The organism is Mesorhizobium sp. M0923 (assembly GCF_040319365.1).
GTDB lineage: Bacteria > Pseudomonadota > Alphaproteobacteria > Rhizobiales > Rhizobiaceae > Mesorhizobium.
In genome coordinates this window covers 553,837-579,502 of the sequence record NZ_JAMYNW010000001.1, presented here as the reverse complement: position 1 = coordinate 579,502, position 25,666 = coordinate 553,837, and the positions used below count along the sequence as shown (strand labels likewise).

Genomic DNA, 25,666 nt, shown 5'->3' with positions numbered 1-25,666 from the left:
CATGATCTCCGAACATGTCGAAGTCGCTATCATCGGCGGAGGCCCCGGTGGCCTGACATTGGCGCAAGGCCTGAAGAAGAACGGCATCAGCGTCGCGGTCTTCGAGAAGGATCGCGCCCGCAATGACTACGTCCAGGGTTTTCGGCTGCGCATCCGCCAGCGTGGCATCGATTCGCTGATCGCCAACTTGCCGCCGGAACTCTACGAGGCCTTTGTCGCCACGCTCGGCCGAGCGCCGGACCGCAACATCCTGCTCGACGAAAATTTCGAGACCTTGGGCGAGGACGCCTGGGGTGGCGGCAACGCACTCGGCGAGGCCGACGACACGCATATCGAAAAGTCGGTGAGCCGCATCACGTTGCGCCAGGTGCTGCTTTCCGGCCTCGACGGCGTCGTGCGCTACGGCAAGGTCTATTCCCGCTACGAAGAGCAGCCGGACGGTTCGGTGATCGCGCATTTCGAGGACGGCTCGACAATCCATGCCGATGTGTTGGTCGGTGCCGACGGCGCCCGCTCGCGCGTGCGCCAGCAGCTGGTGCCGCATGCGCGAAGCTTCGACACCGGCGTCAGGCGCCTGGCCGGCAAGATGACGCTGCATGCGGCTGCCCTTCACCAGATCTCGCCGCTGCTGCTCGACTACAATGTCGGCGTCAGGCCGACGGAAGGTCACGGGCTGATGGTCACCAGCCATCGGGTCAATGTCGAGGCATTTCGGAAGCATGGGCTGATCGGGCTGGACGACGACACCCACAAGGACATTGCCGGTTTCCATTTCAACAACACCACCAGCTATGTCTGGTGGAACACCGCCTATGAAAATGACGAACTCGCTACGGACGAAGCGCTGGCAAAGTTCTCCGGCTCGGAGTTGCTCGGCCTCTTGATCTCGAAGATCGGCCACTGGCATCCGGAGATCCTCAACCTCATTCGCTACACCGACCCGTCGACGGTGGCGCTGCTGCATGTCCACAGCTCAGAGCCTGTCGATCCGTGGCCGACGAAACAGGTGACACTGCTCGGCGATGCCATCCATGCCATGACCTATTTTCGCGCGCTCGGCGGCAACACCGCGATCTATGACGCCGGGCTGCTGGTGCCTGAACTGGTGGCCGCTAAACGCGGCGACAAGCCGCTGCTTGAAGCCCTGTCAGACTATGAGGCGAAGATGCTGAAGCACGGCGCCAATGCGGTGCGGTCTTCGCTGACGGCGATGCAGAAGAATGTCCTTTCAGGCCGCCGCCGTCAAAAGGAAGCCGCCGAATAGCTGCCTCCAAAAATCGCCCGACAGCTCCTGCCCTACGCCGCTTCCACCAGGCTGGCCGACTGGAAGTCATGCTGGAGGATGGCGATCTCGTAGCCACGGCGCTGCAGCCAGTGCGCCGTCGTCGCCGCGCGGACACCGAGCAGATCGTCGATCAGCACGACACGGGCGCCACGCACGGCAATGGTTCGATAGGCGACGCCGAGCAACTGCCCGCCCTCCGACGCGATCGAGCCCGGAATGTGGCTTGCCGCGAATTCCTCCGGCGTGCGCACATCGAGCTGGTAGGTCGTGCGCCTCTCGTCCTTCGCCCAGGCTGCGGCCGTCGCCGCATCGATGCGCGGGAAGCTGTCGCCTTCGGCAAGTTTTGCGATGCGCTCCTCGGCGAATCGCTTCGCGTCCTCGCTCGCCGAACCATAGGCAGCAGTCCTGCCGGTTTCGAGCGCAAGGCCGGCCTCGCGCCACGCCTTGGTGCCATCGTGCAGATAAGCAACTTTGTTGGGCACGCCGGCATCGATCAGCGTCTGCGCGCCGATGTGGCGCGCGGCAGGCCGGCGCAGGAGACGATCACCTGCGTGTCCGGCGACGGCACCAGGTCGGCGAAGCGCAGCACCAGCTCAGCACCCGGAACGCTGATGGCGCCCGGTACATGGTCCTTGTCGAATTCCGCCACCGTCCGGCTGTCGAGCACGACCACGTCGGCTTTCTTGGCCTTGAGCGCCGCAAGCTTTGCAACGGTAATGACCGGCGTCCCCTTCTCGTCGCGGATCGCCAGCGAAAAATCGACGCCCGGCGTGTCGAAGGTCGGCAAGCCTTCCACATCGTCCTTCGTCCATTCCGGAATTCCGCCGGCCAGTGCGAACACCTGGCTGCGGCCGCGCTCGGCAAATCGCTCAGCAAGCCGCTCGGCGACGCCGCTGCCGTCATCCGCCAGCACGGTGCGCACCGCCTTGCGCGGGATGAAGCGGTCGATCTCCGCCTCGACCTGTGCTGCGGGCAGATTGGTGGCGAACAGCGGCGAGGCATATCCGACAATCGCGCTGTCTCGGATATCCAGCACCGCAAGTTCCTCGCCATCGGCCAGCCATTGGCGAAACGTCTCCGAATCGATCGTGCTCGCGCTCATGATGCTTTCCTTTCCTGGTGTTCGGTGGCGCCGCGGACCGGACGCGCAAGGCCGAGATTCTCGCGCAACGTCCCGCCCTCGTAAGCGGTCCGGAACAGGCCGCGCCGCTGCAGTTCCGGAATGACGAGATCGACGAAATCGGTGAGGCCCGTCGGCAGGATCGGCGGCATGACGTTGAATCCGTCCGCCGCGCCGCCGACGAACCATTCCTCCATCATGTCGGCCACGTCTTTTGGCGTGCCGACGATCTGGAAATGGCCGCGCGCGCCGGCAACGGCGAGATACAATTGCCGGATGGTCAGGTTCCGGCTCGAGGCAATTCGGAGACGACTTTCAGGCGGCTCTTCACCGCATCGGAACTGCCCAGTTCCGGCAACGGTCCGTCGAGCGGATGGCCGGAAAGATCGACGCCGCCGAGCAATCCGGAAACCAGGGCGACGCCGACCACGGGATCGACCAGGCGTTGGATGGCGTCGAACCTGTCCTCGGCTTGCGCGCGCGTCGGCGCGACGACCGGGAAGACACCGGGCATGATTTTCAGGGAATCGGCAGAGCGGCCAAACGACGCCAGCCGGCCTTTCAGCTCGGCATAAAAACCGCGCGCCGATTGGATGGTCGGATGGGCGGTGAAGACCACTTCCGCCGTCCGCGCCGCCAGATGCTGGCCGGCATCGGAAGAACCGGCCTGGACGATGACGGGATGGCCTTGCGGCGGGCGGGCGACGTTGAGCGGCCCTTTGACCCGGAAATGCCGGCCGGCATGGTCAGGGGCATGGATGCCATGCCGGTCGATGGCGATGCCCGAAGCCTTGTCGGCGACGAAAGCATCGTCGTCCCAGCTGTCCCACAGCTTCTGCGCCACGGCGACGAACTCCTCGGCGCGGTCATAGCGGTCGGCATGAACGGGATGCTGGTCGCGGCTGAAATTCGCCGCCGCCGGCGCATCGGCCGAGGTGACGACATTCCAGCCTGTCCTGCCGCCGCTCAGGTGGTCGATCGAGGCAAACAGCCGCGCCAGGTGGAAAGGTTCCCAATAGGTGGTCGAAGCGGTGGCCACCAGCCCGATCCGTTGCGTGATGGTCGAGAGCGCCGACAGCAGCGTCAGCGGCTCGAAATGCACGACATGGCCGGTGCGCTCGAAAGTCTCGATCGGCTGCTCGCCATTGCGCGCACTGAGGCTGTCGGCAAGGAAGACCATGTCGAAGAGACCGCGCTCGGCGGTGCGCGCGGCCTCTGCGTAGTGCTGAAAGCTCAGGCCCGGATTGGCGGGGACATCAGGATGGCGCCAGGCAGCGACATGATGTCCAGGGCCGCGGATGAAGGCTCCAAGCTTTATCTTTCGATCTTCAGTCATTGGGGCTCTTCGGGGGCGTTTCTCGGGCTGGTCGCAAAGGCCTTTCATCTCTAACGCCTGCCAGACCCGCTGAGCGAAAGAATGCCTTTCGCCAGCTGGCAATTATTGTTTTTTGACATCGGGTTATGGGACAGCACGATGGTCGCTGCCGGGGTGATGGGCTAGAGCCACGGACCGCCGGCGTCGTAAGGGTCCTTGATGCTTCATACTTCTTCCTCCCCGCGTTCGATCCCTCGTTCAATCATCATTGTAGGCGGCGGCTTTGCCGGCGCGGTTACCGCGATCAAGCTGCTTGACCGTTCGACCGAACCACTGGCGATCACCATCATCGAGCGCCGGGCGGAGCTCGGTCGCGGCGTTGCCTACAGCACCGTCGATCCACAACATCTGGTCAACGGCGCGGCGCGCATCTTCTCGCTGCATCCGGACGATTCCGATCACCTCGTTCGCTGGCTCGTGGCGAATGGGCCTGAGCATGGCTGGACGCCGCCCGAAGATGTCCCGGACTCCAGCCCGCCGCGTTGGCTATTCGGCAGCTATGTCCAGTCCGAACTGACGAGAGCCGTCAGAGAAGCGGACGGGCGTTCCTCGCTGCGCCACGTCAAGGCGTCCGCCATCGACATGCTGACCGGTCCATCGGGTGTCTGCGTCGGCACCAGCGATGGCCAGCAATTGCCGGCCGACGAGGCGGTGCTGGCAACCGGAGTGTTCCAGAGCGAGCCATCCGCCACGGAAGCAGCCATCGTCAGCGATCCCCGCTATGTCGCCAATCCCTGGGATCCGGCGGCACTCGACCGGCTAGCCGGCAGCAAGGAACTGCTGCTGATCGGGTCCAGCCTGAGCATGGTCGACGTCGTCGCCAGCATGGAAGCGCGCGGCTTCGAGGGCAGCTACCGTGTCGTGTCGCGGCGGGGACAGATTGTCGAGCCACGGCGCAACACCGAGGCATGGCGCGACTTTCTCGCCGAGCGTCCGTTGCCGAAAACCACCAGGGCGCTTCTCGCACTGGTCAAGGCCGAACGCCGGGCAATCGAGGCCACCGGCCTGGACTGGCAAGGACTGCCGCTGACGATCCGGCCATGGATCCTGGCTCTGTGGCAAGGCGCTACCGACAGGGAGCGTCTAAAGTTCACACGCCATCTGCGCGCCTTCTGGGACGTCACCGCGCACCGGGCGGCGCCGCCGAGCTTTGAGCGCGTTGCGCTGGCGCGAAGCCAAGGCCGATGGGTGGGTGGAGCTGGACGGGTGCTGGCACTCCATCCGCAGGCCGACGGCATTGCCGCTGAGATCCGCTGGCGCGATAGCGGCGCGGTCGAACGGCTGCGTTTCGATGGTGTCGTCAACTGCCGCGGCCATCAGGAGCATGACTGGCGGCGGGTCGCCGATCCATTCGTCCAAAGCCTGCTCGATAACGGCATCGTCAGGCCGCATGCGACCGGCTTCGGCATCGACGCGACGCATGGCGGCCAAGTGATTGCCGGTAACGGCAAGACCCACGGCAATCTGTTTGCCGTCGGCCATCCGCTGCGCGGCGTTGCCTGGGAATCGAGTTCCATCAGTGAACAGCTGGCGCAGGCCATCGCCCTGGCTGGCCTTCTGGTCGGCGCCAGCCCAAGGCTGCGTGCTCTGGCCTGAGATTGCAGCCCCACAAATGACAGAAACGAAAAAGGGCCGCATCGACATGCGGCCCTTTTCTTTTCGGTCATCCGCTGGTTCAGGCGTTCGGATCGATATAGGCGTCGGCGAAACTGGCCGACAGGCCTTCCGCACCCGGCGCGTAGTTCTTGACGGTTTTGCGGGCGATGATGATGGTCGGCGGTGCGATCAAATTGATGATCGGCAACTCGTCGGCGATGATCTCCTGGAACCTGAAGAACAGCTGCTTGCGTTTGGCTTCGTCGAGCTCGACGGAAGCGGCTTCCAGCAGTCGGTCGACCTCAGGGTTCTCGTAGTGCGCGCCGTTCGAGAACGGCAGCCCGATCTTGATGTTCTTCGACCAGTAGAGCCGCTGTGCGCCGGCGCTCGGGTCAAAGATGTTGCCGCAGGATTCCGTCGACAGGTCCCAGGTCCGGTCGGTGTAGATGGTTTTGACATAGGTGCCGAAGTCGAATTTCTGGATCTCGGCGTCGATGCCGATCTTCGCCAACGCCTGTTTGAGGAAGTCGGCATAGCCCCACGGGTTATACGGGTTGTTGGTGAGCCTGAGCTTGAAGCGGATGCCGTCCGCTCCCCGCTTGAAGCCCGCCTCGTCGAGCAGTTTTTCCGACAGCGCCGTATCGACGGTCGCGGCCTTCACATCGGGATCGAAATACTTCTTGTTGACGACACTGATCGGCGTCGGCGACACCTGCCCATAGCCGTAGAACACGATGGCATTCACCGCGTCGAGGTCGATCGCGTGCGCGATTGCCTGACGGACTTTCTTCTCCTTCAGGATCGGGTTTTCGAGGTTGATGATCAGCTGGTGCAGCGGGCCGCTATAGGCGAAGACCGTGCTGTCGACGACGAATTGCGGCAGCGCCTTGAAACGCTCCAGATCGGCGAACGCCACCGGGTTCGGCCCGATGTCGACCTCGCCCGTCTCCAGCGCTGCGGCACGCGCGCCGGGATCGGTGATGAAGCGGAAGATGATCCGGTCGAGATAGGGTTTGGGCGCATCCCAATAGGTCGGATTCTTTTCGACGATGATGTGGCTGCCCTTCACCCATTCCTTCAGCACGAACGGTCCGCTGCCGATGATCTGCTCGAAAGACGGATCGTCGGCCGGCTTCAGCTTCTCGTAGATGTGCTTGGGCACGACAGGCGATTCCGTCGCGGCCAGGCCAGAGATCAGCGCGGCGGACGGTTTCGACAATTTGATCTTCACGACATGCGGGTCCGACGTGTCGATGTCGGTGACATTCTGGAAGGTGATGCGCCCGCGCGGATGGGCTTCGCGCAGCCGCGAGATCGAAAAGGCCACGTCCTGCGATGTCAGGTCGTGGCCATCGCTGAATTTCACCCCCTCGCGCAGCTTGAAGACATATTCGAGCCCGTCGTCGCTGATCGACCATTCGGTGGCCAGTTGCGGCCTTGGATTGAGGTCGTAGTCGTAAGCGAGTAGGCCGTCGAAAATCTTCGGGCCGATGGTGGCCGGCCCGCCGGCGCTGGTGTTGATGGAAACGATCTGGTTGGGCTCGGGATAGTAGACGAAGTTGAGCGTGCCGCCGGCCACCGGCTTTGCGTCTTGCGCGAAGGCCCCGGCGGGAAGCGCGGTACTCGCGCCGGCCAGCAGCAGGAACTGATTGAATAGGCGTCGGTTGATGGTCATGGTCGGTACTCCGCGTTTGCGCGATTTGTCTTTCATGGAGAAAAGTCGGATCGGCGGCTTCACGCGCCAATCCCAGAAAAAGGAGATCCAAATGCTTATGCGTTTGGCGCGAGCCAGATCTGCGCGAAGCTGTTGCTGATGCCCTGGGCGCCGGGCGCGAAATCCCGGACCTTCTTGTTGGCGACGATCTGGGCGCCGGCGGCGACGAGATCGACCGACACCACGTCGTCATGGATGATGTGCTGGAATTTGTACCAGAGCTCGCGCCGCTTGGTCTCGTCAGGCTCGATCGCGGCGGCTTCAAGGATCTGGTCGACCTCGGGGTTTGCATAGTGGCTGGCGTTGGAGAAAACGAGGCCGATCTTGAAGTTCTTCGACCAGTAGGCGCGCTGCACGCCGAGCGTCGGATCGAAGGTGTTCGACAGCGATTCGATGACCAAATCCCAGGCGCGGTCGGTGTAAACCGTCTTCAGGAACGTCGACAGATCGAGCTTCAGTATCTCGGCATCGATACCGACCGCTGCCAGCGACTGCTTGATGAAGTCGGCATAGGACGCCGGCAGGAACGCGTTGTAGGCGAGCCGGAGCTTGAAGCGCTTGCCGTCTGCGCCGCGCTTATAGCCGGCATCGTCGAGCAGTTTCTCCGCTAGTTTGGGGTCGGGCTCACGCGCCTTGATGCTCGGGTCGTACCATTTGGGCAGTGCGGTGCTGATTGGGCTTGGCGATACCTGGGCGTAGCCGTAGAGCGCGATGTCGACCAGCTTCTGCAGGTCGATCGCATGGGCAATGGCCAGGCGCACCTCGCGCTTGGTCAGGATTTCATTTTCATAGTTGAAGAACAATTGCTGCTGCGGGCCAGAATAGGCGTAGGTGTTGGTGTCGACGACCAGAGCGGGGTTTGCCTTCAGCCGCTCGATATCGGCCAGCGGCACGGGATTGGCGCCGATGTCGATCTCACCGGTTTCAAGAGCCGCCGAGCGCGCAGCCGGATCGAGGATGACATGCAGGACGACACGGTCGAGATAGGGCCTCGGCGCGTCCCAATAGTCTGGGTTGCGATCGAAGATCAGATGGCTGCCGGGCACCCATTCCTTGAGCACGAAGGGACCGGTGCCGATCGTCTGCTCCAGCTTGGGCTGTTCCGCCGGCTTGAACGTTTCGTAGACATGCTTCGGCACGATCGGCGATTCCGAACTGCTCAGCGCCGTGATCAGATAGGGCGCCGGTTTCGACAGCACGATGATGGCGGTGTGCGGATCGGGCGTCTCAACCGCCGTGACATTCTGGTAGGTGATGCGGCCGCGCGGATGCGCCTCCTTCAGCCGCAAGATGGTGAAGGCAACATCTTGTGAGGTGAAGTCCTTGCCGTCATGCCATCTGACGCCCTGGCGCAGCTTGAAGGTGTAGCGCAGGCCGTCATCGCTGATCGACCACTCGGTCGCCAGCAGCGGTTTCGGGCTGAGGTCATAGGCGAAATCAAGCAGGCCTTCATTGACCTTGGGACCGATGGCCTGGCCGGTGCCTGAAGAGGTGTTGATGGCAATCAGCGACGTGGGGTCGGGATAGTAGGCCCAGTTGAGCGTGCCGCCCTGGACCGGCGTGCCTTCGGCGGCAAAGGAAAGACCGGGCAATGCGAAGCTCGCACCGCCAAGCAGCAACAGCTGGTTGAAATGACGACGATTGACAGACATGGTCTTGGGCTCCGGAAAACGGATTGCATCCGGCGGCCGAACGCATTTCGGCGCCTCGACGCAATGATCCCCGTGGCGCCGCAAAACCGGAAGAATGATTTTCTATCGTCTGCCGAAAGCGCCGCTTCGCACGACGGTTTCATTCCAGGACCCGGCTTTGGATCCGGCGAGGCTCGTCGCCGCCCAAATCAGCATCCCGACCTTATTCTACAAGAATAGTAGACATTGCGATTTCTTAGATTTCCGTTCCTGCTGGCGCGACGCTGCGGCAAACGAAATTTTCCCCTGCGTGCTTTGGCGCAAAGCCCGCCCTCGTCGCGCCGGGCCTGAACGTGTTGAATGCGCCTCATGGTTGATTTCATTCGTGCGAAAACAAGGAAGCTGCGACCGACGCTGGCGAGACTTCCGCCGCTGACCTCGCTTCGCGCTTTTGTCGCAACCGCCCGCCATTTGAGCTTTACGCGGGCGGCGGAAGAGCTCCACGTCACGCCCGCCGCTATCGGCCAGCAGATCCGCCTGCTCGAGGATCACCTCGGGCAACCACTGTTCCAGCGCAACCGCGGCGAGCTTCTGCTGACTTCGGCCGGCCAGGCGCTGATGCCTGGTCTCACCGAGGCTTTCGACGTCGTTGTCGAATCGGTCGCACGCATTTCCGGCGACGAGGAAGATGCACCGATCAAGGTGTCGGTCGCGCCCTCTTTTGCCAGCAAATGGCTGATCCCGCGCCTCGACGCGCTGCGCGATGCGGTGCCCGGCCTCGAAGTGCTGGTCGATGCATCGACCAGGCTTGCCGATTTTGCCAGCGAAGACGTCGACTGTGTCATCCGCTACGGCTCGGGCGCCTATAGCGGCCTCGTCACCGAACGGCTGTTTTCGGAAGCGGTGCTGCCTGTCTGCAGCCCGGAATTTGCCCGTACGCACGGCCTCTACCGCGGGCCGGAGGGGCTGCGTAACGCGCCGATCCTGCATGAGGAAGGACCAGAACGCGATCCTAGCTGCCCGGACTGGAAGGGCTGGCTGCGATCCAATGGCCTGTCTGGCCGGCTTGTCGAAGGTGGCATACGGCTTAGCCAGTCGTCGCTGGTGCTCGATGCCGCTGTGGCCGGCAAGGGCATCGGTCTCGGCAAATTCCGACTGGCCGAGCCTGACCTTGCCGCAGGGCGGCTGGTCAGTCCGTTCGGCTCGCCGCAGCCGGTCGAGTTTTCCTATTATTTCGCGACCACGCCGCACAAGGCGAAGCTGGCGACGGTCGAGCGCTTCCATGGTTGGCTGAAGGCCGAGGCGCGGCGGCTTGGGGCTCTCGACTTCACGCCGCCAGTGCCGCTGCCGGCCCGCATCGCCATCGTCGCTGCGGAATAGTCTCACCTCGGTCTCGCGAGCAGGCGCGCGCGCCTATTTTAGCTTGAAGCCCAGCGCTTTGAGCACTTCGCCCAGGCGATCACGGCCTTTCAGCGCCGCCGTGCTGCCGATGCGGTTCGACATCAGCTCGGTCCAGTCGACCTCAGGCATCGACTGCTCCTGCTGGAAGGTGCGAAGCGTCTGGTTGTAGGCTGCGAGATCGTCCGGATGCGGAGCTGACTGGTAGCGCTCACGGTGCAGAACCACTGTCTGTGGCAGTCTGGGCTTGATGTCAGTCGCGGCCAGGAGATCGGGACAGCCGACGGTCAAGCCGAACATCGCGACGGTTTCCGGCGGCAGGCCGAGTTCGCGCGCCACCTCCTGCGGATGATTGCGCATGGCGCCGATGTAGCAGGAGCCGAGCCCGAGCGCATCGATCGCCACCACGGCATTTTGTGCTGCAAGTGCGGCGTCTATCACGGCCAGCAGAAAACTCTCCTGATAGTCGAGCCCCTCGCCCGCCCGGCCATTTGCCTTGGCAATGGTACGCAGCCGCGACAGATCGGCCAGCCAGACCAGCAGCAGCGGCGCCTGCTCGATATGGCGATTGATCGCCGCCAGTCCGGCAAGCCGCGCCTTGCGCGCCGGATCCTCGACGGCGACGACACTCCACGCCTGGAGATTGGAAGAAGTTGGCGCCGACTGGGCGGCAGCGACGATCAGTTCCAGCGTGCCTTCAGGCAGCGGCCTGGCCAGATAGTTGCGGACCGAGCGATGCGAAAGGATCGCCTCGAGGGCTTCGTTCCAGTTTCCGGTATGCGCGCTTTGCGGCGCTCGATAACGCCGCCGTAGCGCCGCTTCACCGCGTAGGTCAGCGTCGGAAGGGCGGATGCTGAAGGCGGCCGGCTGTGACATCGTCTTCCCTATTTGCCAATCTGGCTTATTCGGCTACCCGGCACGTGGCATGCCGATTGATTGAAGCGGCACCGGTCACATCAGAATGGCATTGGATGCGCCCTGTACGCCTCGCCGATCCGTGCCAGTATGTCCGGCGACAGTGCGACCGAGGCTGCATCGAGCGCATGGTCCAGTTGTTCCACGCTGGTCGCCCCGACGATGGGGACAACGGGAAATGGGCGAGACCGGACGAAAGCGACTGCCATCGTCACAGGGTGGATGCCGGCCTCCCGGGCGATCGAAATATAGGCGTCGACCGCCGGCCACACCCTCGGCGTGCAACGGCCGCCGAGATCGCCATTGAGCGCGCGACGCGATCCTTCGGGCGAGTAGTCGGGCCGGTATTTGCCGCTGAGCAGACCCGCTCCCGCAGGCGAATAGGCAAGCAGCGTTACCCCCTCGTTCACGGCAAGCTCCGCGAGGTCCGTATCGTAGTAGCGGCAGAGCAGCGAATATTCGTTCTGGATCGTCAGCGGGCGAGGACCGACATCGTCATCGGCCAAGCGCAGCCACTGCGCGATGCCCCATGTCGTTTCGTTCGACAGCCCGAAATGCCTGATCTTGCCTTCATTGCGAAGCGCGGCGAGCGTTTCCAGGCATTCGGCCATGCCGGCCACAGTCTCAGCCTTCACCTGTCCGGACGGATCGAAGCTCCAGACCCGGCGAAAATGGTAGTGACTTCGGTTGGGTACGTGGAGTTGGTACAGATCGATGTAGTCCGTCCTCAACCGGCGCAGTGAATTTTCAACCGCGGTCCGCAGCGTCTCGGCGTTGATCTTCGCGCCGCCGCGCACGACGTCCTGGCCGAGACCCGACACTTTGGTGGCAATTACCAAATCGTCACGGCGGCTTTTCGGCGCGAGCCAGCTTCCAATGTAGCTTTCGGTTCGACCGACCGAGTCTTCTCGAACCGGATTGACAGGATAGACCTCTGCTGTGTCGATGAAATTCACGCCACGCTCGACCGCACGATCAAGCTGTGCGTGCGCCTCGGCCTCGGTGTTCTGACGACCCCAGGTCATTGATCCCAGGCAGATCGAACTCACATGCGGGCCTTCCGGACCCAAAATCGTTCTCTTCATCCAAACCGTTCCCTGCACACGCTTCACTCGCCGGCACTTGCCGGTTCAAGAAGCGCGGCTTGGGCCCCATTGCGCAAAAGCGGAAGCAACTGATCGCCCTGCCGCTTGATCTCGGAAAGATACGGTGTGTCCGAGAGCACGAAGTGCGTGATGCCCAGATCCCGGTACCTGCCGAGCGCGCGGGCGACGTCGGCGGCCGAGCCGACCAGCCAGGTGGTGCCGGCGCCGCCGCCGCCGTATTTGCCCGGCGCAGTGTAGAGGTTGTCGTCCAGGACCTCGCCGCGCGCGTGCAGATCGAGCAGACGCCGCTGGCCCACCGCTACCGCCCGACCGTGATCGTTCCAGCCGGCGCCCTTGCCCTTGGCCATCTCGTCAACCTTCGCCTCGGCGTCCGCCCAGGCCTGCTCAGTGGTGTCGCGGACCAGCGTGGTAACCCGCAACCCGAATTCCAGAGGCGGGAGGTCTCGGTCGAGTTCCCTGCTCAAGGCTTTGAGCCGCTCGATCCGCTCCCGGACGCCGTCGAGCGGCTCTCCCCAGAAGAGCTGCACATCCGCCTCCCTGGCCGACACCCGCTCGGCCGCCTCCGACGCACCGCCGAAGTAGAGCTTGGGATGGCGACGATCGCAACGGACAGGGATGCGGGGCATGACGGTAGACCCTGTGACCTGGAAGTGCTCGCCGGCAAAGGTCACGTTCTCTCCGGACCAAAGTTTGCGAACCAGCCGCATGAACTCTCTGGTGCGGGCATAGCGATGTATCTGGTCGCCTTCGCTGTCGCCATACGCAGCGAGGTTGTCCTTGCCCGACACTATGTTGATACGCACGCGACCGGCAGTCAGCTGATCGAGCGTGGCTACGGCTGATGCGAAGTGCGCCGGCCGCCAGTAACCCGGGCGGATCGCGATGAGCGGCTCGAAGGAGGTGGTTCGGGCGGCGAGTGCGGCCGCGACGGTAAACGTGTCGGGCCGACCCCAGCCGGTACCGATCAGCGCGCCCTTCCAGCCGTGGTCCTCAAGCGCCTTCGCGTGGCTGGTCAGTGTGTCCAGGCTGTTGTGGTCCACGGCGGCCGGCTCGCCACGGTGACCGGGATCGACCTGGTTCGGTATGTACCAGAGAAATTCGGGATCAGCGCTCATTGTCAGGCCTGTATTTTTGTCGGGCATGGAGGTCGATGACAGGACTTTCAGCTCCGTTGTCGTTTGATGATCGTTCAATGGGTGGCCCCGAGCAACCCTGGCGCCTTGTGCGGCTGCGGCGCAAAACGACTTTCGGGCCGGACAAGGCCGAGATGGTCTCGCAGCGTGCGCCCTTCATAGTCCGTGCGGAACAGGCCTCGCCGGCGCAGGATCGGCACCACCGTATCGACAAAGACCTCCAGTCCGGTCGGCAGCACGTCCGGCATCAGGTTGAAGCCGTCGACGGCGCCGGCGACAAACCATCTTTCGATATCGTCGGCGATCTGCTCCGGCGTGCCGACGATGGTGCGGTGGCCGGTGCTGCCGTTCAGCGCCCGGATCAGCTGGCGAACCGTGAAATCGTTGCTGCGCGCGAGCGCGAGTGTGGCCTTGAAGAAGGTGTGGCCGCCATTGGGGGGCAGTTGAATCCCTTCTGGCAGCTTCTCGTCGAGCTTCAGCCGCTCGCGATCGATGCCGAGCACGCCGGACAGCCGCCCAAGGCTGTAGTCGAGCGGGATGCGATCCCACAGCTCTTCTTGCCGCCGCTCCGCTTCCCCCTCGGTGCTGCCGATGATGGTGGCCAGGCCGGCAAGGTTGAGCGGCACGCCGCCGGTGCGGCCGTAAATCTGGGCGCGTGTCTTCAGCTCTTGTGCATAGGAAAGCGCTTCTTCGAGGGATTGAGAGGCCGAGAAGACGGCTTCGGCGTGGCGTGCGGCGAGGTCCTTGCCGTCATCGGAACCGCCGGCCTGGACGACCACCGGATGTCCTTGCGGCGAACGCGGCACATTGTGCGGCCCATGCACCGAAAAATGCGCGCCCTTGTGGTCGATGGCGTGAACCTTGGCGGCATCGACGAAGCGCCCGCTGGCGACGTCGCCGATGAAGGCATCGTCCTCCCAGCTGTCCCACAATGCCTTGACGATGTCAGCGAATTCCGCCGCCCGCTCGTAGCGCCGGCCATGATCGATGGCACCGCTGAGGCCGAAATTGCGGGCCGAGGCGGGATCGGCCGTGGTGACGATGTTCCAGCCGATGCGCCCGCCGCTGACATGGTCGAGGGTCGCGAAGCGTCTGGCGATGTTATACGGCTCGTTGAAGCTGGTTGAAGCGGTGGCGATCAGCCCGATGCGCTCGGTTGCGGCGGCTACCGTCGCCAGCACGATGGTCGGCTCCAGCGACGTGATCGGACGATAGTCGATGCGGTCCGATATCGCCGCCTGGTCGGCAAGGAATACGGCGTCGAGCTTGGCGCGCTCTGCGATCTTCGCCACCTGCACATAGTGGTCGACGGTGAAGGCGGCATAGGGGGCGACGCCGTCCATCCGCCAGGCCGCCGGCGAGAAGCCGGCATGCAGGATGTTGACGTTGAGATGGAGCTGCCGGCCGCTCATCGAAAGACGCCGGGCTCGGGATAAGCGCCGGTCAGATACCAGGTGCCGACGGTGCGGGTCTTGTATTCGGCAGGGTTGTGCAAGGTGTGAATGCGTGCGTTGCGCCAGAAGCGGTCGAAGCCGTATTTGCGCACTGCGGAGCGGGCACCCATCACCTCGAATATCTCGGTCGTGACTTCGAGCGCGACATCGCCTGCCAGCACATTGGCCGCGGCGACGGCAACCGCCGCCTCGCCGCGTTCTTGCTCGGTCAGCGCCTTGCCGCGGGCGATCGCATGATCGATCGCCGCCGCCGCGCGATCGGCCAGCACCGTTGCCGCTCGCGTCTTGACCCAGAGCTCGCCATATTGCCGCTTGATCCACGGATCGTCGATATGGCGCTCGACGCCGGAATACATCCACGGCCGCGAACTGTTGAGCGTGTAGTCCCGCGCCGCCAGCAGCGCGCCCTGGGCCGTGCCGATGAAGACATTGAGCAACACGCTTTGCTGCTGCAGCGGGCCGATGGTGCGGATCGGCAGCGAGGCGTCGACCCAGCCGCGCACCAGTTCGCTGTCGTGGATCCTGACATCCTTGTAGGCGACCTTGCCGCTGCCGGTCTGCGTCTGGCCGATGCCGTCCCAGTCGTCGAGAATGCTGATGCCGTCGCGATCCGCGGGGATTGCCGCGAATTTCCTCTCGCCGCTGATCTCGTCTTCCCACGAGGTCGAAAGATAATCGGCCACATGCGAGCCGGAGGCGAAGGGTTTGAAACCATTGACGATCGTCCACTCGCCATCCTTGCGACCGAACAGCGTTTTGGAAAAGCTGTTGCCGGTGTTGCCCCAGAACCAGTCGCCGGCAGCCGAACGCCGCAGCAGATCGGCCGAACGCGGCTCGTCCGAATTGAGCCTGGCGGCGATCAATGCGCTGAAATGGTAGCCGTAGATGTGGCCGATCGAGCCGTCGACCTTGGCGAACTCGCGGCCGATCTTCAGCGCCGTCGAATAGGGTTCGCCGGCGCCGCCGAATTCCTTGGGGATGACGATTGTGAGCAGGCCGCTTTCCTTGAGCAGGCGTATCTGTTCGCTCGGCCTGCCACCAAGCTGGTCGCGCTCGACCGCGTCGCGGGCAAAGATGTCGCGCAGCTCGACCGCCTTGGCGATCCATGGATTGGAGGTATCGGGATCGAAGGTCATGCTGTCACTCATGCAGATGCGGGAAGCCGTGGCGCTCGGCCAGAAGCGCAAGAATGCATTTGGTGTCGTCGGCGAAGGCCTGGCCCTTGGCCGTCGGCAGGTCGGTGGGCGGATCGCCGCCGATGACGAGCACCGGCAGGGACTGATGCCGCTCGCCGAGCGCGTCGATCACCTTGTCCCTCGGCCTCGCGAACGGCACGCGCTCGACGTCCAGTCTGGCGGCGAGATCGGGAAAGGCGGCGAGCATCCCTTCGACCTGGTTGCAATAGGGACAGACGAATGTCCGGCCTGGATGTTTCGGGTCGGAGAAACCCGGCTGAATGAGAAAGAGCTTGTCGCGCGCCATGGTCTGCCTATTCCGCGGCTGCCGCGGCGGACCGCGAAAACCGATTTGCCGGCCGCTTCAGGCCGAGATTGTCGCGCAAGGTCCTGCCCTCATACTCCTGACGGAACAGGCCGCGGCGGCGCAGTTCCGGCACCACCAGTTCGATGAAATCCTTCAAGCCGCCAGGCATGATCGGCGCCATGATGTTGAAGCCGTCGGCGCCGTAATTCTCGAACCGCTCTTCCATGGTGTCGGCGATCTGTTGCGGCGTGCCGACCACCTGCCAGTGGCCACGGGCGCCGGCGATGCGCAGATAGAGCTGCCGAATGGTCAGATTCTCGCGCCGTGCCAGGTCGATCACCAGAGCCTGCCGGCTCTTGCCGGCGTTGGTCTCGGGCAAATCCGGCACGGGCCCGTCGAGCGGGTATGAGCTGAGATCGAAGCCGCCAGCCAGCGCCGACACCAGGCCGAGGCCGACTTCCGGCTGGATCAGGTCCTGCAGCTGTTCGAACTTCTCCTGCGCCTCGGCTTCGGTCCGGCCGACGACCGGGAAGATGCCAGGCAGCACCTTCAGGTCATCTTCCGAGCGGCCATAGTTGCCGAGCCTGCCCTTGACGTCGGCATAGAATGCGGTGGCTTCGTCGAGCGTGATCTGCGCGGCGAAAATCGCTTCCGCGGTACGAGCCGCCAGCTCCTTGCCCGGACCGGACGCCCCGGCCTGGACCACAACCGGATGACCTTGCGGCGTTCGCGGCGTGTTCAGCGGACCGCGCACCTTGAAGTGCTGGCCCTTGTGGTTCAGCACGTGCAGCTTGTCCTTGTCGAAATAGCGCCCACTCGCTTTGTCGCGCGAGAAGGCATCGTCTTCCCAGCTGTCCCAGAGGCCGAGCACCACATCGACGAATTCTTCAGCCCGGTCGTAGCGGTCGCCGTGCTGGATATGCGCCTCGTGGCCGAAATTGAACGCCGCTTCCGGATCGGAAGAGGTGACCAGGTTCCAGCCGGCACGGCCGCCGCTCAAATGATCGAGCGAAGCGAACTGGCGGGCCAGATTGTAGGGATCGGAATAGCTGGTCGAAGCCGTGGCGATCAGGCCGATGTTCCTGGTCGCCGCCGAAAGCGCCGACAGCAGCGTGATCGGCTCGAACGGATAGACGCCGCTATGCGCCTTGCGGCTGGCGACCTCCAGATCCTTCAGCCGCGCCGCGACGCCGTCGGCGAAGAAGATCGTGTCGAACTTGGCCGCTTCCGCCAACCTGGCAAGTTCAATGTAGTCGCTGAGGCTGGTTCCCTCGCCCGCCGCCGGATGACGCCAAGCGGCGACATGGTGGCCGGTGAAGAGCAGAAACGCTCCAAGCTTGAGCTTGTCCTTGCGCCTGGCCATGTCTCCCGCCTCCTCAGCGATACAATCCGCCGACCGGGAATTCCCCGGTCAGCAACCAGGTGCCAATGGTGCGCTTCTTGTACTCGGCCGGATTGTGCAGCGTGTGCGTTCGCACGTTGCGCCAGAACCTGTCGAAGCCGTTGGCCTTGGTGGCCGAGCGGGCGCCCATCACCTCGAAAACCTCGCTCGAGGCATCGAGGCCGATTTGCCCGGCATAGACATTGGCGGTGGCGAGATCGATCGCCGTCTGCCCGCGCTGCTCCAGGGTCAAGGCCTCGCCTTGGCTATAGGCGGCATCGACGCTTTTCGCCGCCACATCGGCGAGTTCGGCCGCGGCGAGCGTTCGGATATAGAGATCGCCATATTTGCGCTGCACGAACGGGTCGTCCGTGTGCTTCTCGTAGCCGGAATAGATCCAGGGGCGCGATTGCGAGACCGTATAGTCGCGCCCTTCGCTCAGTGCTCCCTGCGCACTGCCGACGAACAGGTTGAGCAGGACCGCCTGCTGGAAAAGTGACGTCAGCGTCTGGAACGGCGTTAGCGGCGCCGCGGGTGAGCCGATCAGTTCGTCGTCGCAGACATGCACATCCTTGAAGGTCACCTTGCCGGAACCCGTCTGGCGCTGGCCGACACCATCCCAGTCGTCCTCGATGACGATGCCTTCGCGCTCGGCCGGGATCGCCGCTGCCAGCCGGTCCTGACCGTCCTCCCAGGCGACCTGGATATAGTCGGCGATATGCGAACCGGAAGAAAAAGGCCGAAAGCCGCTGAGGATCCAGCCCTTGCCGTTGCGCTTGGCCGTCGAGGTCTTTGACATGGCGTTGCCGGAATTGCCCCAGACCCAGTTTTCCCGGGCTGAGCGCGTTAGCAGCTGATCCTTTTGCGCCTGCGTGCCGCGAAACAACACGCCGTTAAGCGGCAGATGATGGTAGCCGTAGAGATGGGCGAGCGAACCATCGGTGCGGGCGAATTCGCGCACCACGCGAAGCACCGACAGCCAGGATGCGCCCTTGCCGCCATAGCGCTTGGGAATCTGCGCCGACGGCAAGCCGCTCTCCTTCAGCAGCCGGATCTGTTCGACCGGCCGTCCGCCGGCCTTGTCACGCGCCACCGCATCCCGATCGAAGATCTCGCGCAACTCAACCGCCGTGGCGACGAACGGGTCGGAAAGGTCAGGGCTGAAGGTCATCGGCACTTGTCCATTGAAATGCGTCTATTCCGCCGCGATGGTCTGCGCCGGCCGCCAAACGGCAGAGGCATAGGCCTCTTCGCCGAATTCGGCCGGATGGCTGCCGGTTATGCGGCCCTCATGGCTGTCGAGATCGGCGAGGAAGAGATCGCGGCTGATGCGGGCAACCACGGCGGGCACATCGCGCCTGATCGACGGGATATCGCCGATCGGCAGGCCGAAGCTGACGAAGCCGCCGGGATTGAAGACATGGACATCCTTCAGGAACGGCGCCTCGCCCGGCGCCTTCTCAAGGAATTCATGACCGAGACCGAGATAGGGATGGGCGCCGAAGAATTTATCGCGTTCTGCTTTGGGCGGCGCGTACTGGTCGCGCCACAGGCGGATAGAGGCGGCGAAATCGGCGAATTCGGGCTTGCGTGTCGGGTCGGCGAAATAGCCGGTACCGGCGATGACGAAGTCGAAGGCAAACGTCTCACCGGCGATCTCGGTGACGACCTTACCGCTGTCGACACCGGCCTTCGTCCATGGGGCGCCGAGGTGCAGGTGGAAATTCTGGTGCCGCACCACCCGCTCCACCGCATCGGGTGGCGGCGTCGAACCGGCATCGCGAAACCGCAGCGCCTGGCGCCAGCGCACCGCATCCGGCAGCAGCGGATAGTTGTCATAGGCACCGGGATAGCCGCGGACGCGATTGATCGGCACGCTGGCAATGCTGTTGCGGCGGGCAAAGAGACGCACCGATTTTGCCCCGGCCTCAAGGGCCGTCCCGGCTGCATCGAATGCCGAAGCCGCGGAACCGACGACAGCGATCGCCTTGCCCTTGAGCGAGGCAAAATCGATTGCCGCCGAACTGTGCGCGACGATACCCGGGGGAAGAGCTGCGAACACATCCGGTATCACCGCACCGCCGCTGCCGCCAAAGCCATTGGCCAGGATGATCTTGCGCGCTGTTTCGACCGATCGTTTGCCTTCCGCTTCGAGATCGAGGCGGAAATGCCCGGCAGCCGGCTCGATGCGCAGGAGACGCGTGCCGTAGCGGATGCCGATACCGAGGAACTCTCGATACCATTTCAGGTAACTCGCCCAATCCGTCCGCGCGATGCGGTCGAAACCGGCATACGCTTCCGCACCGTGGCGGGCTTCATACCATGACTGAAAGCTCAAGCCTGGCAGACCGAGTTCTGGTCCCGGCAGGCCTTTCGGCGTCCGCAGCCGGTTCATCCGCGCATGGGTAAGCCAGATGCCGGCCTTGCCTTCGTCCGATGCGGCGTCGATGACCGTGACCTTGCCGATGCCGGCGCGCCTCAGCGCGAAGGCGAAGGTCGCGCCCGTCTGCCCGCCACCGACGATGAAGACATTGTGGTCGATGCCCTCCCGATCCGGCACCCAGTTCTGCGGATCGGGACCGATCAGTCGAAGTGTTTCGCGGGCGTCGTGATCTGGATCGGACGGTAAGGCCATTTCGGTCCCGGCTGAAGTTCAAGCGTTGCGCCAAACTCCGCCTCGCTCGACAAACAGTCCAGAAATGTCTGCTTTGATTGCCCGGTAGTTTTTTTCACTTGCATTGCAACGACGCGCTTTCACCGCCGACCGAATGGGCGGTGGGTGTGGCCTCCCTGAAGCCGGAGCATCTTTTGATATTGCAGCGAGCGCAGGCACTGTTACGGCTCCCGCACAATACGCATGCGTAGCCGGGCATTGGTGTCGAGGACATCAGCAGCGCCGCGTGGGATCAGCTTTGTGTGACGTCCGCCATCTGGCAGACGGCAGATCGCGGATACACTGGCGACGGCCCTCGCGAGATAAGTCAGCGCAGCTATTCAAAAGGCGTCCTAAGAGTGCGGTCGGATACTCCGTCGCAAGAACGGATATGGACGAGAAGGAGAACTTTCGTGTGCAGTTGTTGCACACAAACCCTCATAAACATTTGATTTTATTATCTATCTTCCCCATCCATCATTGGCGCCACCGCAAGTCTGTGGCGTAACATATTCATTTCATTATCTTCTTAATGTCTCTGTCAGACCAATTTGGCGAGGATGCCCGCCCAAACGTAACCGAATTTACGATTTTGCCGCCGCAACTGAAAGCCCCTCAGCTACATCAATCTTTCGCTGCACACGTAGGGCGCACGAAACCGGTGAGCAACGTCCGCTCCGCCACTGCGCATCGCGCTGCCACGCTGGTCGTGTCTGACGATCGAACGCGCCGTGCCTCAGGTGGATTGGCGGATCACCAGTTCCGGATCGATCAGCGTCACGATCGGCGTCGGTAACGGCTTGCCGATCATCGACAGGATCCGCTCAACCGCATGGCTGCTGACCTCGGCGGCGGCATAGTTGATCGATGTAATCGGCACCGAGCTGAAGTCCGCCGCTTCGGTGTTGTCATAGCCGACGATCGCCAGTTCGCCGGGCACGGAGACGCCCTGCTCGCGACACCAGCGCAACGCTCCAATGGCGAGCGAATCGGTCGTGGCAAACAGCGCCGTCGGCCGCTGCTTCGGCTTCATTGCCTCGCCGATCGCCTGAAAACCGTCGGTCGCCGAATGGCCGCCGGGCTTGACCACGACGAGCGCATCGGCGGGAAGCCCTGCCTCGGTCACGGCGCGAAACGCGCCGTCATGCTTTTCGCTGTTGCCGAGCAGCTGCGCCGCGTCGAGCATGGCGATGCGACGATGGCCGCGCTCGATCAGGTGCCGGACCGCCTTGTAGCCGCCGCTGCGGTCGTCGATCGCCACCACGTCGAGGCCGGCAACCGGAATATCGGCAAGCACCAGTGCGGGATATCCGACCTGACGCACCGCGCGGATGTGGTCGAGCCGGTCGTGGTTGGTCGGATAAATGAGGATGCCGTCGACCTGCCGCGAGCGGAACACGTTCAGCGCACTCCACTCCTTGGCGGAATCGTGGTCGCTGGCGGCCAGCATCAGGGAATAACCACGCTGGGCGAGCTCCCTCTCGAGGAAACGCGACACCAGCGTCAGCGTCGGGTTCATGATGTCGGTGAGCACCAGCCCGATCGTCCGCGTCTCGCGGCTGACCAGCGCCTGCGCGATGGTGTTCGGAAAATAGTTCAGGCTCTGCGCGGCCGACTGGATACGGTCGCGCGTTTCCTCCGGAATTCGCAGACTGCCGCGCAGCGCCAGCGAAACGGTGTTCGCCGAGTAGCCGGTGGCCACCGCGATGTCCTTCAGTCGGGTACGGGTTCTCTGCAAGATCTCGTCACATTGGCCATGTTGCCTGAGAGGACTTAAGCCGGCAGCAATCCCTCTTCGCGCAACCGTTTCAGACCCTTGTACTGAAGGCAATCGGCGTGCATCTCCATCAGCTCGATGCGATTGCCGTCAGGATCCTCGATCCAGGCCTGGCGGTTGCCGTCGAGCCCGTCCTTGATCTGTGCGGTCAGCTTGATGCCGTTGGCCTCGATCGCCGGGCAGAAGCTGTCAAGATTATCGATCGTCAGGCACATGTGATTGACGCCGTTGGCGTTCCAGCCGGGAGCGCGATCGTTTTCCGCGCCGGGAAATATCTCCAAGAACACCTCTTCCGTGATCCTGAGATACACCAGCCAAGTGCTGCCGTCCTTATTGTGAAGGCGCAGCATCTCGGGAAAGCCGAGCTTGTCCCTATAGAAGGCGAGGCTGGCGTCCAGGTCCTTCACCTTGATGGCGGCGTGGCCGAAGCCGGTGATCCCTTTCATGACGTTTTCCTCCCGATAGGTCGAATTTCGTATGAGCGTTAATATCGCCTTTGCTCCCCGCCGCGCGCTTTGTCAATATGAATTCTCACCCGCCAAAGCGCGGGTTTGCTGCGCTGCAGCGTCGTTTTCTCGAATGCCCGGTGCCATTTGATCCCGATTTGCTTGTCACTGTTGACAGAGCGATATCGTCATGATTGGTTTAACGCTAATATGAAAATTGCCAGAGCCGCGATCGGCTAAGGCAGGCCTTCGAGGGAGGAACCCGAATGGCGCTCAGGTGGAGCAAGGTCTCGCCGCAGCTTGCGCTGATTCCTGCGCTCACTGTCACCCTGGTGGCCTTCGCCGGCGCCATCGGATGGACGATCTGGATGTCGTTCACGCGTTCGCGTCGTTTCCCTGACTACGCGATCGACCCCGCAGTTTGGGCGCGCCAGTATGACCGGCTTTTCAGCGACGGCGTCTGGATGACCTCGCTCCGGAACGTCGTCGTCCTGGCGATCGGCAGCGCGCTCGCCATCGTGCTGGGTTTCATCCTGGCCGCGATGATCGAGAAGGAAAAGCGCGGCGAAGGCTTCTTCCGGACGATTTTTCTCTATCCGCTCGCGGTGTCGCTGATCGTCACCGGCATCGTCTGGCGCTGGATGTTCAACCCGGCCCTCGGTGTCCAGAACTTCCTGCACCAGCTGGGCTGGGAAAGCGCCAATTTCAACTGGCTGGCCGATCCTGCCACGGCAATCTACGGCATCATTCTCGCCTCGATCTGGCACGGGCTCGGCTTCTACATGGCGCTGATGCTGGCCGGCCTGAAGTCGATCAACACGGAAATCTGGAGCGCCGCCAAGCTCGACGGCGTGAGCTTCTGGCGGCTCTACGTCGAGATCATCATTCCGATGCTGAAGTTCACGTTCCTGACCTGCGCGATCCTGCTGTCGCTCGGCGTGGTCAAGACCTACGACATCGTGCTCGCCATGACCAATGGCGGACCCGGTACGTCAACCTGGACGCCGGCCTATTTCGTCATCAACGCCTATTCGACCCGTTCCAACATCGGTTACGCGTCCGCCTCAGCAGTCATCATGCTGTTGATCACGGCTGCCGTCTTCCTGCCGCTGATGCTGGTCACCGCCTGGCAAGTCCGCCGTCGCCAGGCCGCCGCCGTATGAATGCCGTGTCCGCTTACGAGACATCAGCGGCCGCGCGCATCGGCGGGCGCGTCTACCCCCGTAGGCGCCGCCGCATCAAGGGAGCGTCGATCGCCGTCCTCGTGTTCCTCGCCATGTGCGCGGCCTTCATTTCGATCCCGCTCTACGTGGTGATCGTCACCTCTTTCAAGACAATGGACCAGATCGCGCTCGGCGAGGTCTTTTCGCTGCCGACCACCTGGACATTCGAAGGCTGGTGGAAGGCCTGGGCAGAAGTCTGCTCGGGCATGACGTGCGAGGGTGTCAGGCACGGATTCTTCATCTCGCTCGCCATTCTGTTCCCGAGCCTGTTCCTGTCGATCGCCCTGGCGTCGGTCACCGGCTACGCGCTGGCTCTGTGGAACGTCCGCTGGGCTGGCCCCTTTCTGTTCGTATTGTTCATGTGCGCCTTTGTGCCGTTCCAGATCATCATGATCCCGTTGGTCGCCCTGACCGCCTCGCTCGGCATCTACGGCACCATTTGGGCGATCGCCGTCATCCACGCCGTGCTGGCGATGCCGCTGCTGACGTTGATCTTCCGCAATTTCTACAAGGACGTGCCGCCCGAGATCATCAACGCGGCGATCATGGATTCCGGTAGCTTCTGGCGCATCTTCGCCGAGATCATCCTGCCGATGTCCGGCAACATCATGATCGTCGTGCTGATCCTGATGATCACCAGCGTCTGGAACGACTTCCTGATCGGGCTCACCTTTGGCGGCATGGGCGCCCAACCGATGACCGTCATCCTGGCCAACACCGTCATCACGGAGCGCGGCGAGGTCCACTACAATGTCGACATGGCCGCAGCTTTGCTGACGGCCATCCCGCCGCTGGTGGTCTATTTCGGGCTCGGCAAATTCTTCGTCCAGGGCATCACCGCCGGAGCCATCAAGGGATAGCCGTGCCGAAGGTCGAATTCAAAAATATCGTCAAGCAGTTCGGGCGCGTCACCGTGCTCGAGGATCTCGACCTCACCGTCAATGACGGCGAGTTCCTGGTGCTGCTCGGCCCGTCCGGCTGCGGCAAGACCACATTGCTTAACCTGCTTGCCGGCCTGCAGGAGGTGACCGCAGGCTCGATCACCATCGGCGGCCGCGATGTCACCGATCTCGATCCCAAGGACCGCGGCCTGGCCATGGTGTTCCAGTCCTATGCGCTCTATCCGACAAAAACGGTGCGCGGCAACCTGAAGTTCGGCCTCTCGGCGCAACGGCTCGACCGCGGCGAGATAGAGCGGCGTGTCGCCTGGGCCGCACAGCTGTTGCGTATCGAACCGCTGCTCGACCGCCGTCCGGCGCAACTGTCCGGCGGCCAGCGCCAGCGCGTCGCCATCGGCCGCGCGCTGGTGAAGAATGTCGACGTGTTCCTGTTCGACGAGCCGTTGTCCAACCTCGACGCCAAGCTGCGCACCGAGATGCGTCTGGAGATCAAGAAGCTCCACCACGACCTCAAGAAGACGGTCGTCTACGTTACCCATGACCAGGTCGAAGCGATGACTATGGCGACGCGGATCGCTGTAATGGACGGCGGCGTCATCCAGCAGATCGGCACGCCGGACGAGATCTACGAGCGGCCGGCCAACCTCTTCGTCGCTCGTTTTGTCGGCTCGCAGCCGATGAACGTCTTCGAGACGACGATCGATCTCACCGGCAACCGCGTCGTCGCGACCCACCGGTCGACCGGCGTCGAGATGGACCTGTCCGACTATTCCTTCATCAGGCAGCCGGCCACGGGCATGAAGGTGCTGGTCGGCTTGCGGCCGGAGCATTTCTCGATCGGCAGGCCGAATGGCGGCAAACCGGCCGCCATCTTCGACCTGCCGCTGCGCTACAGCGAAAAGACCGGTAGCGACGGTACCGCCTTCTTGGCGGCCGCCGACGAGCTGCTGGCTGTGCATGTAGACCATTCGCAGATCGGCGCGCTGCGGGACGGCGCCAGCGTCAGAGCGATCTTTCCGGCCGACCGGTTCAATCTTTTCGACGCCGAAACTCGGAGTCGGATTTAACATCAATAGGG

19 protein-coding genes and 2 pseudogenes are annotated in these 25,666 nt (G+C 63.2%); 6 read left to right on the top strand and 15 right to left on the bottom strand.

Features of this window, described 5'->3' with window-relative positions; translation table 11 throughout:
* The first annotated feature begins 1 nt into the window (after position 1).
* Positions 2-1,264, top strand: coding sequence for an FAD-dependent oxidoreductase (locus NKH89_RS02735; protein ID WP_023717661.1), 1,263 nt, complete (start codon positions 2-4; stop codon positions 1,262-1,264).
* Positions 1,265-1,296: 32 nt separating this feature from the next.
* On the opposite strand, the pseudogene NKH89_RS02730 reads toward NKH89_RS02735, so the two are convergent.
* Both NKH89_RS02730 and NKH89_RS02725 read right to left on the bottom strand, forming a co-directional pair.
* A pseudogene (locus tag NKH89_RS02730) lies at positions 1,297-2,387 on the bottom strand (rhodanese-like domain-containing protein).
* Positions 2,384-3,741 (bottom strand): annotated as a pseudogene (locus NKH89_RS02725) (LLM class flavin-dependent oxidoreductase). Before NKH89_RS02725 ends, NKH89_RS02730 begins: the two co-directional pseudogenes overlap by 4 nt.
* 198 nt (positions 3,742-3,939) lie before the next feature.
* On the opposite strand from NKH89_RS02725, the gene NKH89_RS02720 reads away from it, so the two are divergent.
* Positions 3,940-5,376: an FAD/NAD(P)-binding protein gene (locus NKH89_RS02720; RefSeq protein ID WP_352587211.1), complete on the top strand. Its 1,437-nt coding sequence runs from the start codon at positions 3,940-3,942 to the stop codon at positions 5,374-5,376.
* A 79-nt stretch (positions 5,377-5,455) separates the two neighbouring features.
* On the opposite strand, the gene NKH89_RS02715 is transcribed toward NKH89_RS02720, so the two are convergent.
* On the bottom strand, positions 5,456-7,051 hold the full coding sequence (locus tag NKH89_RS02715; RefSeq protein ID WP_352494628.1) for an ABC transporter substrate-binding protein: 1,596 nt from the start codon (positions 7,049-7,051) through the stop codon (positions 5,456-5,458).
* Positions 7,052-7,146: 95 nt separating this feature from the next.
* Positions 7,147-8,742 carry an ABC transporter substrate-binding protein gene (locus NKH89_RS02710; RefSeq protein WP_352908378.1) on the bottom strand — a complete coding sequence of 532 codons (1,596 nt, stop codon included), beginning with the start codon at positions 8,740-8,742 and terminating at the stop codon, positions 7,147-7,149.
* Positions 8,743-9,090: 348 nt separating this feature from the next.
* Between NKH89_RS02710 and gcvA the strand changes: the two genes are divergently transcribed.
* Positions 9,091-10,101 carry a transcriptional regulator GcvA gene (gene gcvA / locus NKH89_RS02705; RefSeq protein ID WP_352482616.1) on the top strand — a complete coding sequence of 337 codons (1,011 nt, stop codon included), beginning with the start codon at positions 9,091-9,093 and terminating at the stop codon, positions 10,099-10,101.
* A 33-nt stretch (positions 10,102-10,134) separates the two neighbouring features.
* On the opposite strand, the gene NKH89_RS02700 is transcribed toward gcvA, so the two are convergent.
* The 11 genes from NKH89_RS02700 to NKH89_RS02650 form a co-directional block, all read right to left on the bottom strand.
* The gene (locus NKH89_RS02700) at positions 10,135-10,995 is read right to left on the bottom strand and encodes an NADPH-dependent oxidoreductase (RefSeq protein WP_023717666.1); all 861 of its coding nucleotides are present in this window, start codon (positions 10,993-10,995) and stop codon (positions 10,135-10,137) included.
* Between the two features lie 80 nt (positions 10,996-11,075).
* Positions 11,076-12,119, bottom strand: coding sequence for an aldo/keto reductase (locus NKH89_RS02695; RefSeq protein ID WP_023717667.1), 1,044 nt, complete (start codon positions 12,117-12,119; stop codon positions 11,076-11,078).
* Positions 12,120-12,142: 23 nt separating this feature from the next.
* The gene (locus tag NKH89_RS02690) at positions 12,143-13,255 is read right to left on the bottom strand and encodes an LLM class flavin-dependent oxidoreductase (RefSeq protein ID WP_023717668.1); all 1,113 of its coding nucleotides are present in this window, start codon (positions 13,253-13,255) and stop codon (positions 12,143-12,145) included.
* A gap of 74 nt (positions 13,256-13,329) precedes the next feature.
* Complete coding sequence (locus NKH89_RS02685) at positions 13,330-14,685, bottom strand: LLM class flavin-dependent oxidoreductase (RefSeq protein ID WP_352790216.1); 1,356 nt, start codon at positions 14,683-14,685, stop codon at positions 13,330-13,332.
* A complete protein-coding gene (locus NKH89_RS02680; RefSeq protein WP_352790214.1) occupies positions 14,682-15,863 on the bottom strand; it encodes an acyl-CoA dehydrogenase family protein in 1,182 nt (393 codons plus the stop codon). Before NKH89_RS02680 ends, NKH89_RS02685 begins: the two co-directional genes overlap by 4 nt.
* 4 nt (positions 15,864-15,867) lie before the next feature.
* Positions 15,868-16,209, bottom strand: coding sequence for a DUF3088 domain-containing protein (locus NKH89_RS02675; protein WP_023717671.1), 342 nt, complete (start codon positions 16,207-16,209; stop codon positions 15,868-15,870).
* A 7-nt stretch (positions 16,210-16,216) separates the two neighbouring features.
* Positions 16,217-17,572, bottom strand: coding sequence for an LLM class flavin-dependent oxidoreductase (locus tag NKH89_RS02670; protein ID WP_352494623.1), 1,356 nt, complete (start codon positions 17,570-17,572; stop codon positions 16,217-16,219).
* A 13-nt stretch (positions 17,573-17,585) separates the two neighbouring features.
* Entirely contained in the window at positions 17,586-18,761 is a 1,176-nt protein-coding gene (locus NKH89_RS02665) for an acyl-CoA dehydrogenase family protein (protein ID WP_352908377.1), read from the bottom strand.
* A 24-nt stretch (positions 18,762-18,785) separates the two neighbouring features.
* Positions 18,786-20,225: an NAD(P)-binding domain-containing protein gene (locus NKH89_RS02660; RefSeq protein ID WP_352790211.1), complete on the bottom strand. Its 1,440-nt coding sequence runs from the start codon at positions 20,223-20,225 to the stop codon at positions 18,786-18,788.
* 754 nt (positions 20,226-20,979) lie between these two features.
* Complete coding sequence (locus tag NKH89_RS02655) at positions 20,980-21,981, bottom strand: LacI family DNA-binding transcriptional regulator (protein WP_031193584.1); 1,002 nt, start codon at positions 21,979-21,981, stop codon at positions 20,980-20,982.
* A 35-nt stretch (positions 21,982-22,016) separates the two neighbouring features.
* Complete coding sequence (locus NKH89_RS02650) at positions 22,017-22,466, bottom strand: VOC family protein (protein ID WP_023717674.1); 450 nt, start codon at positions 22,464-22,466, stop codon at positions 22,017-22,019.
* Between the two features lie 266 nt (positions 22,467-22,732).
* On the opposite strand from NKH89_RS02650, the gene NKH89_RS02645 reads away from it, so the two are divergent.
* From NKH89_RS02645 to NKH89_RS02635, 3 genes are read left to right on the top strand one after another with little or no spacing between them, the layout of a single operon-like run.
* Positions 22,733-23,629: a carbohydrate ABC transporter permease gene (locus NKH89_RS02645; RefSeq protein ID WP_352482625.1), complete on the top strand. Its 897-nt coding sequence runs from the start codon at positions 22,733-22,735 to the stop codon at positions 23,627-23,629.
* Entirely contained in the window at positions 23,626-24,549 is a 924-nt protein-coding gene (locus NKH89_RS02640; RefSeq protein WP_023717676.1) for a carbohydrate ABC transporter permease, read from the top strand. The genes NKH89_RS02645 and NKH89_RS02640 overlap by 4 nt, the downstream gene beginning before the upstream one ends.
* Before the next feature lie 2 nt (positions 24,550-24,551).
* Positions 24,552-25,655, top strand: coding sequence for an ABC transporter ATP-binding protein (locus tag NKH89_RS02635; RefSeq protein ID WP_352482627.1), 1,104 nt, complete (start codon positions 24,552-24,554; stop codon positions 25,653-25,655).
* Positions 25,656-25,666: the final 11 nt, after the last annotated feature.

Excerpts from the sequence above, each read along its gene's own strand:
- NKH89_RS02735 (WP_023717661.1), top strand. The coding sequence starts at position 2 with ATGATCTCCGAACATGTCGAAGTCGCTATCATCGGCGGAGGCCCCGGT.
- NKH89_RS02720 (WP_352587211.1), top strand. The coding sequence starts at position 3,940 with ATGCTTCATACTTCTTCCTCCCCGCGTTCGATCCCTCGTTCAATCATC.
- NKH89_RS02715 (WP_352494628.1), bottom strand. The coding sequence starts at position 7,051 with ATGACCATCAACCGACGCCTATTCAATCAGTTCCTGCTGCTGGCCGGC.
- NKH89_RS02710 (WP_352908378.1), bottom strand. The coding sequence starts at position 8,742 with ATGTCTGTCAATCGTCGTCATTTCAACCAGCTGTTGCTGCTTGGCGGT.
- gcvA (WP_352482616.1), top strand. The coding sequence starts at position 9,091 with ATGGTTGATTTCATTCGTGCGAAAACAAGGAAGCTGCGACCGACGCTG.
- NKH89_RS02700 (WP_023717666.1), bottom strand. The coding sequence starts at position 10,995 with ATGTCACAGCCGGCCGCCTTCAGCATCCGCCCTTCCGACGCTGACCTA.
- NKH89_RS02695 (WP_023717667.1), bottom strand. The coding sequence starts at position 12,119 with ATGAAGAGAACGATTTTGGGTCCGGAAGGCCCGCATGTGAGTTCGATC.
- NKH89_RS02690 (WP_023717668.1), bottom strand. The coding sequence starts at position 13,255 with ATGAGCGCTGATCCCGAATTTCTCTGGTACATACCGAACCAGGTCGAT.
- NKH89_RS02685 (WP_352790216.1), bottom strand. The coding sequence starts at position 14,685 with ATGAGCGGCCGGCAGCTCCATCTCAACGTCAACATCCTGCATGCCGGC.
- NKH89_RS02680 (WP_352790214.1), bottom strand. The coding sequence starts at position 15,863 with ATGACCTTCGATCCCGATACCTCCAATCCATGGATCGCCAAGGCGGTC.
- NKH89_RS02675 (WP_023717671.1), bottom strand. The coding sequence starts at position 16,209 with ATGGCGCGCGACAAGCTCTTTCTCATTCAGCCGGGTTTCTCCGACCCG.
- NKH89_RS02670 (WP_352494623.1), bottom strand. The coding sequence starts at position 17,572 with ATGGCCAGGCGCAAGGACAAGCTCAAGCTTGGAGCGTTTCTGCTCTTC.
- NKH89_RS02665 (WP_352908377.1), bottom strand. The coding sequence starts at position 18,761 with ATGACCTTCAGCCCTGACCTTTCCGACCCGTTCGTCGCCACGGCGGTT.
- NKH89_RS02660 (WP_352790211.1), bottom strand. The coding sequence starts at position 20,225 with ATGGCCTTACCGTCCGATCCAGATCACGACGCCCGCGAAACACTTCGA.
- NKH89_RS02650 (WP_023717674.1), bottom strand. The coding sequence starts at position 22,466 with ATGAAAGGGATCACCGGCTTCGGCCACGCCGCCATCAAGGTGAAGGAC.
- NKH89_RS02645 (WP_352482625.1), top strand. The coding sequence starts at position 22,733 with ATGGCGCTCAGGTGGAGCAAGGTCTCGCCGCAGCTTGCGCTGATTCCT.
- NKH89_RS02640 (WP_023717676.1), top strand. The coding sequence starts at position 23,626 with ATGAATGCCGTGTCCGCTTACGAGACATCAGCGGCCGCGCGCATCGGC.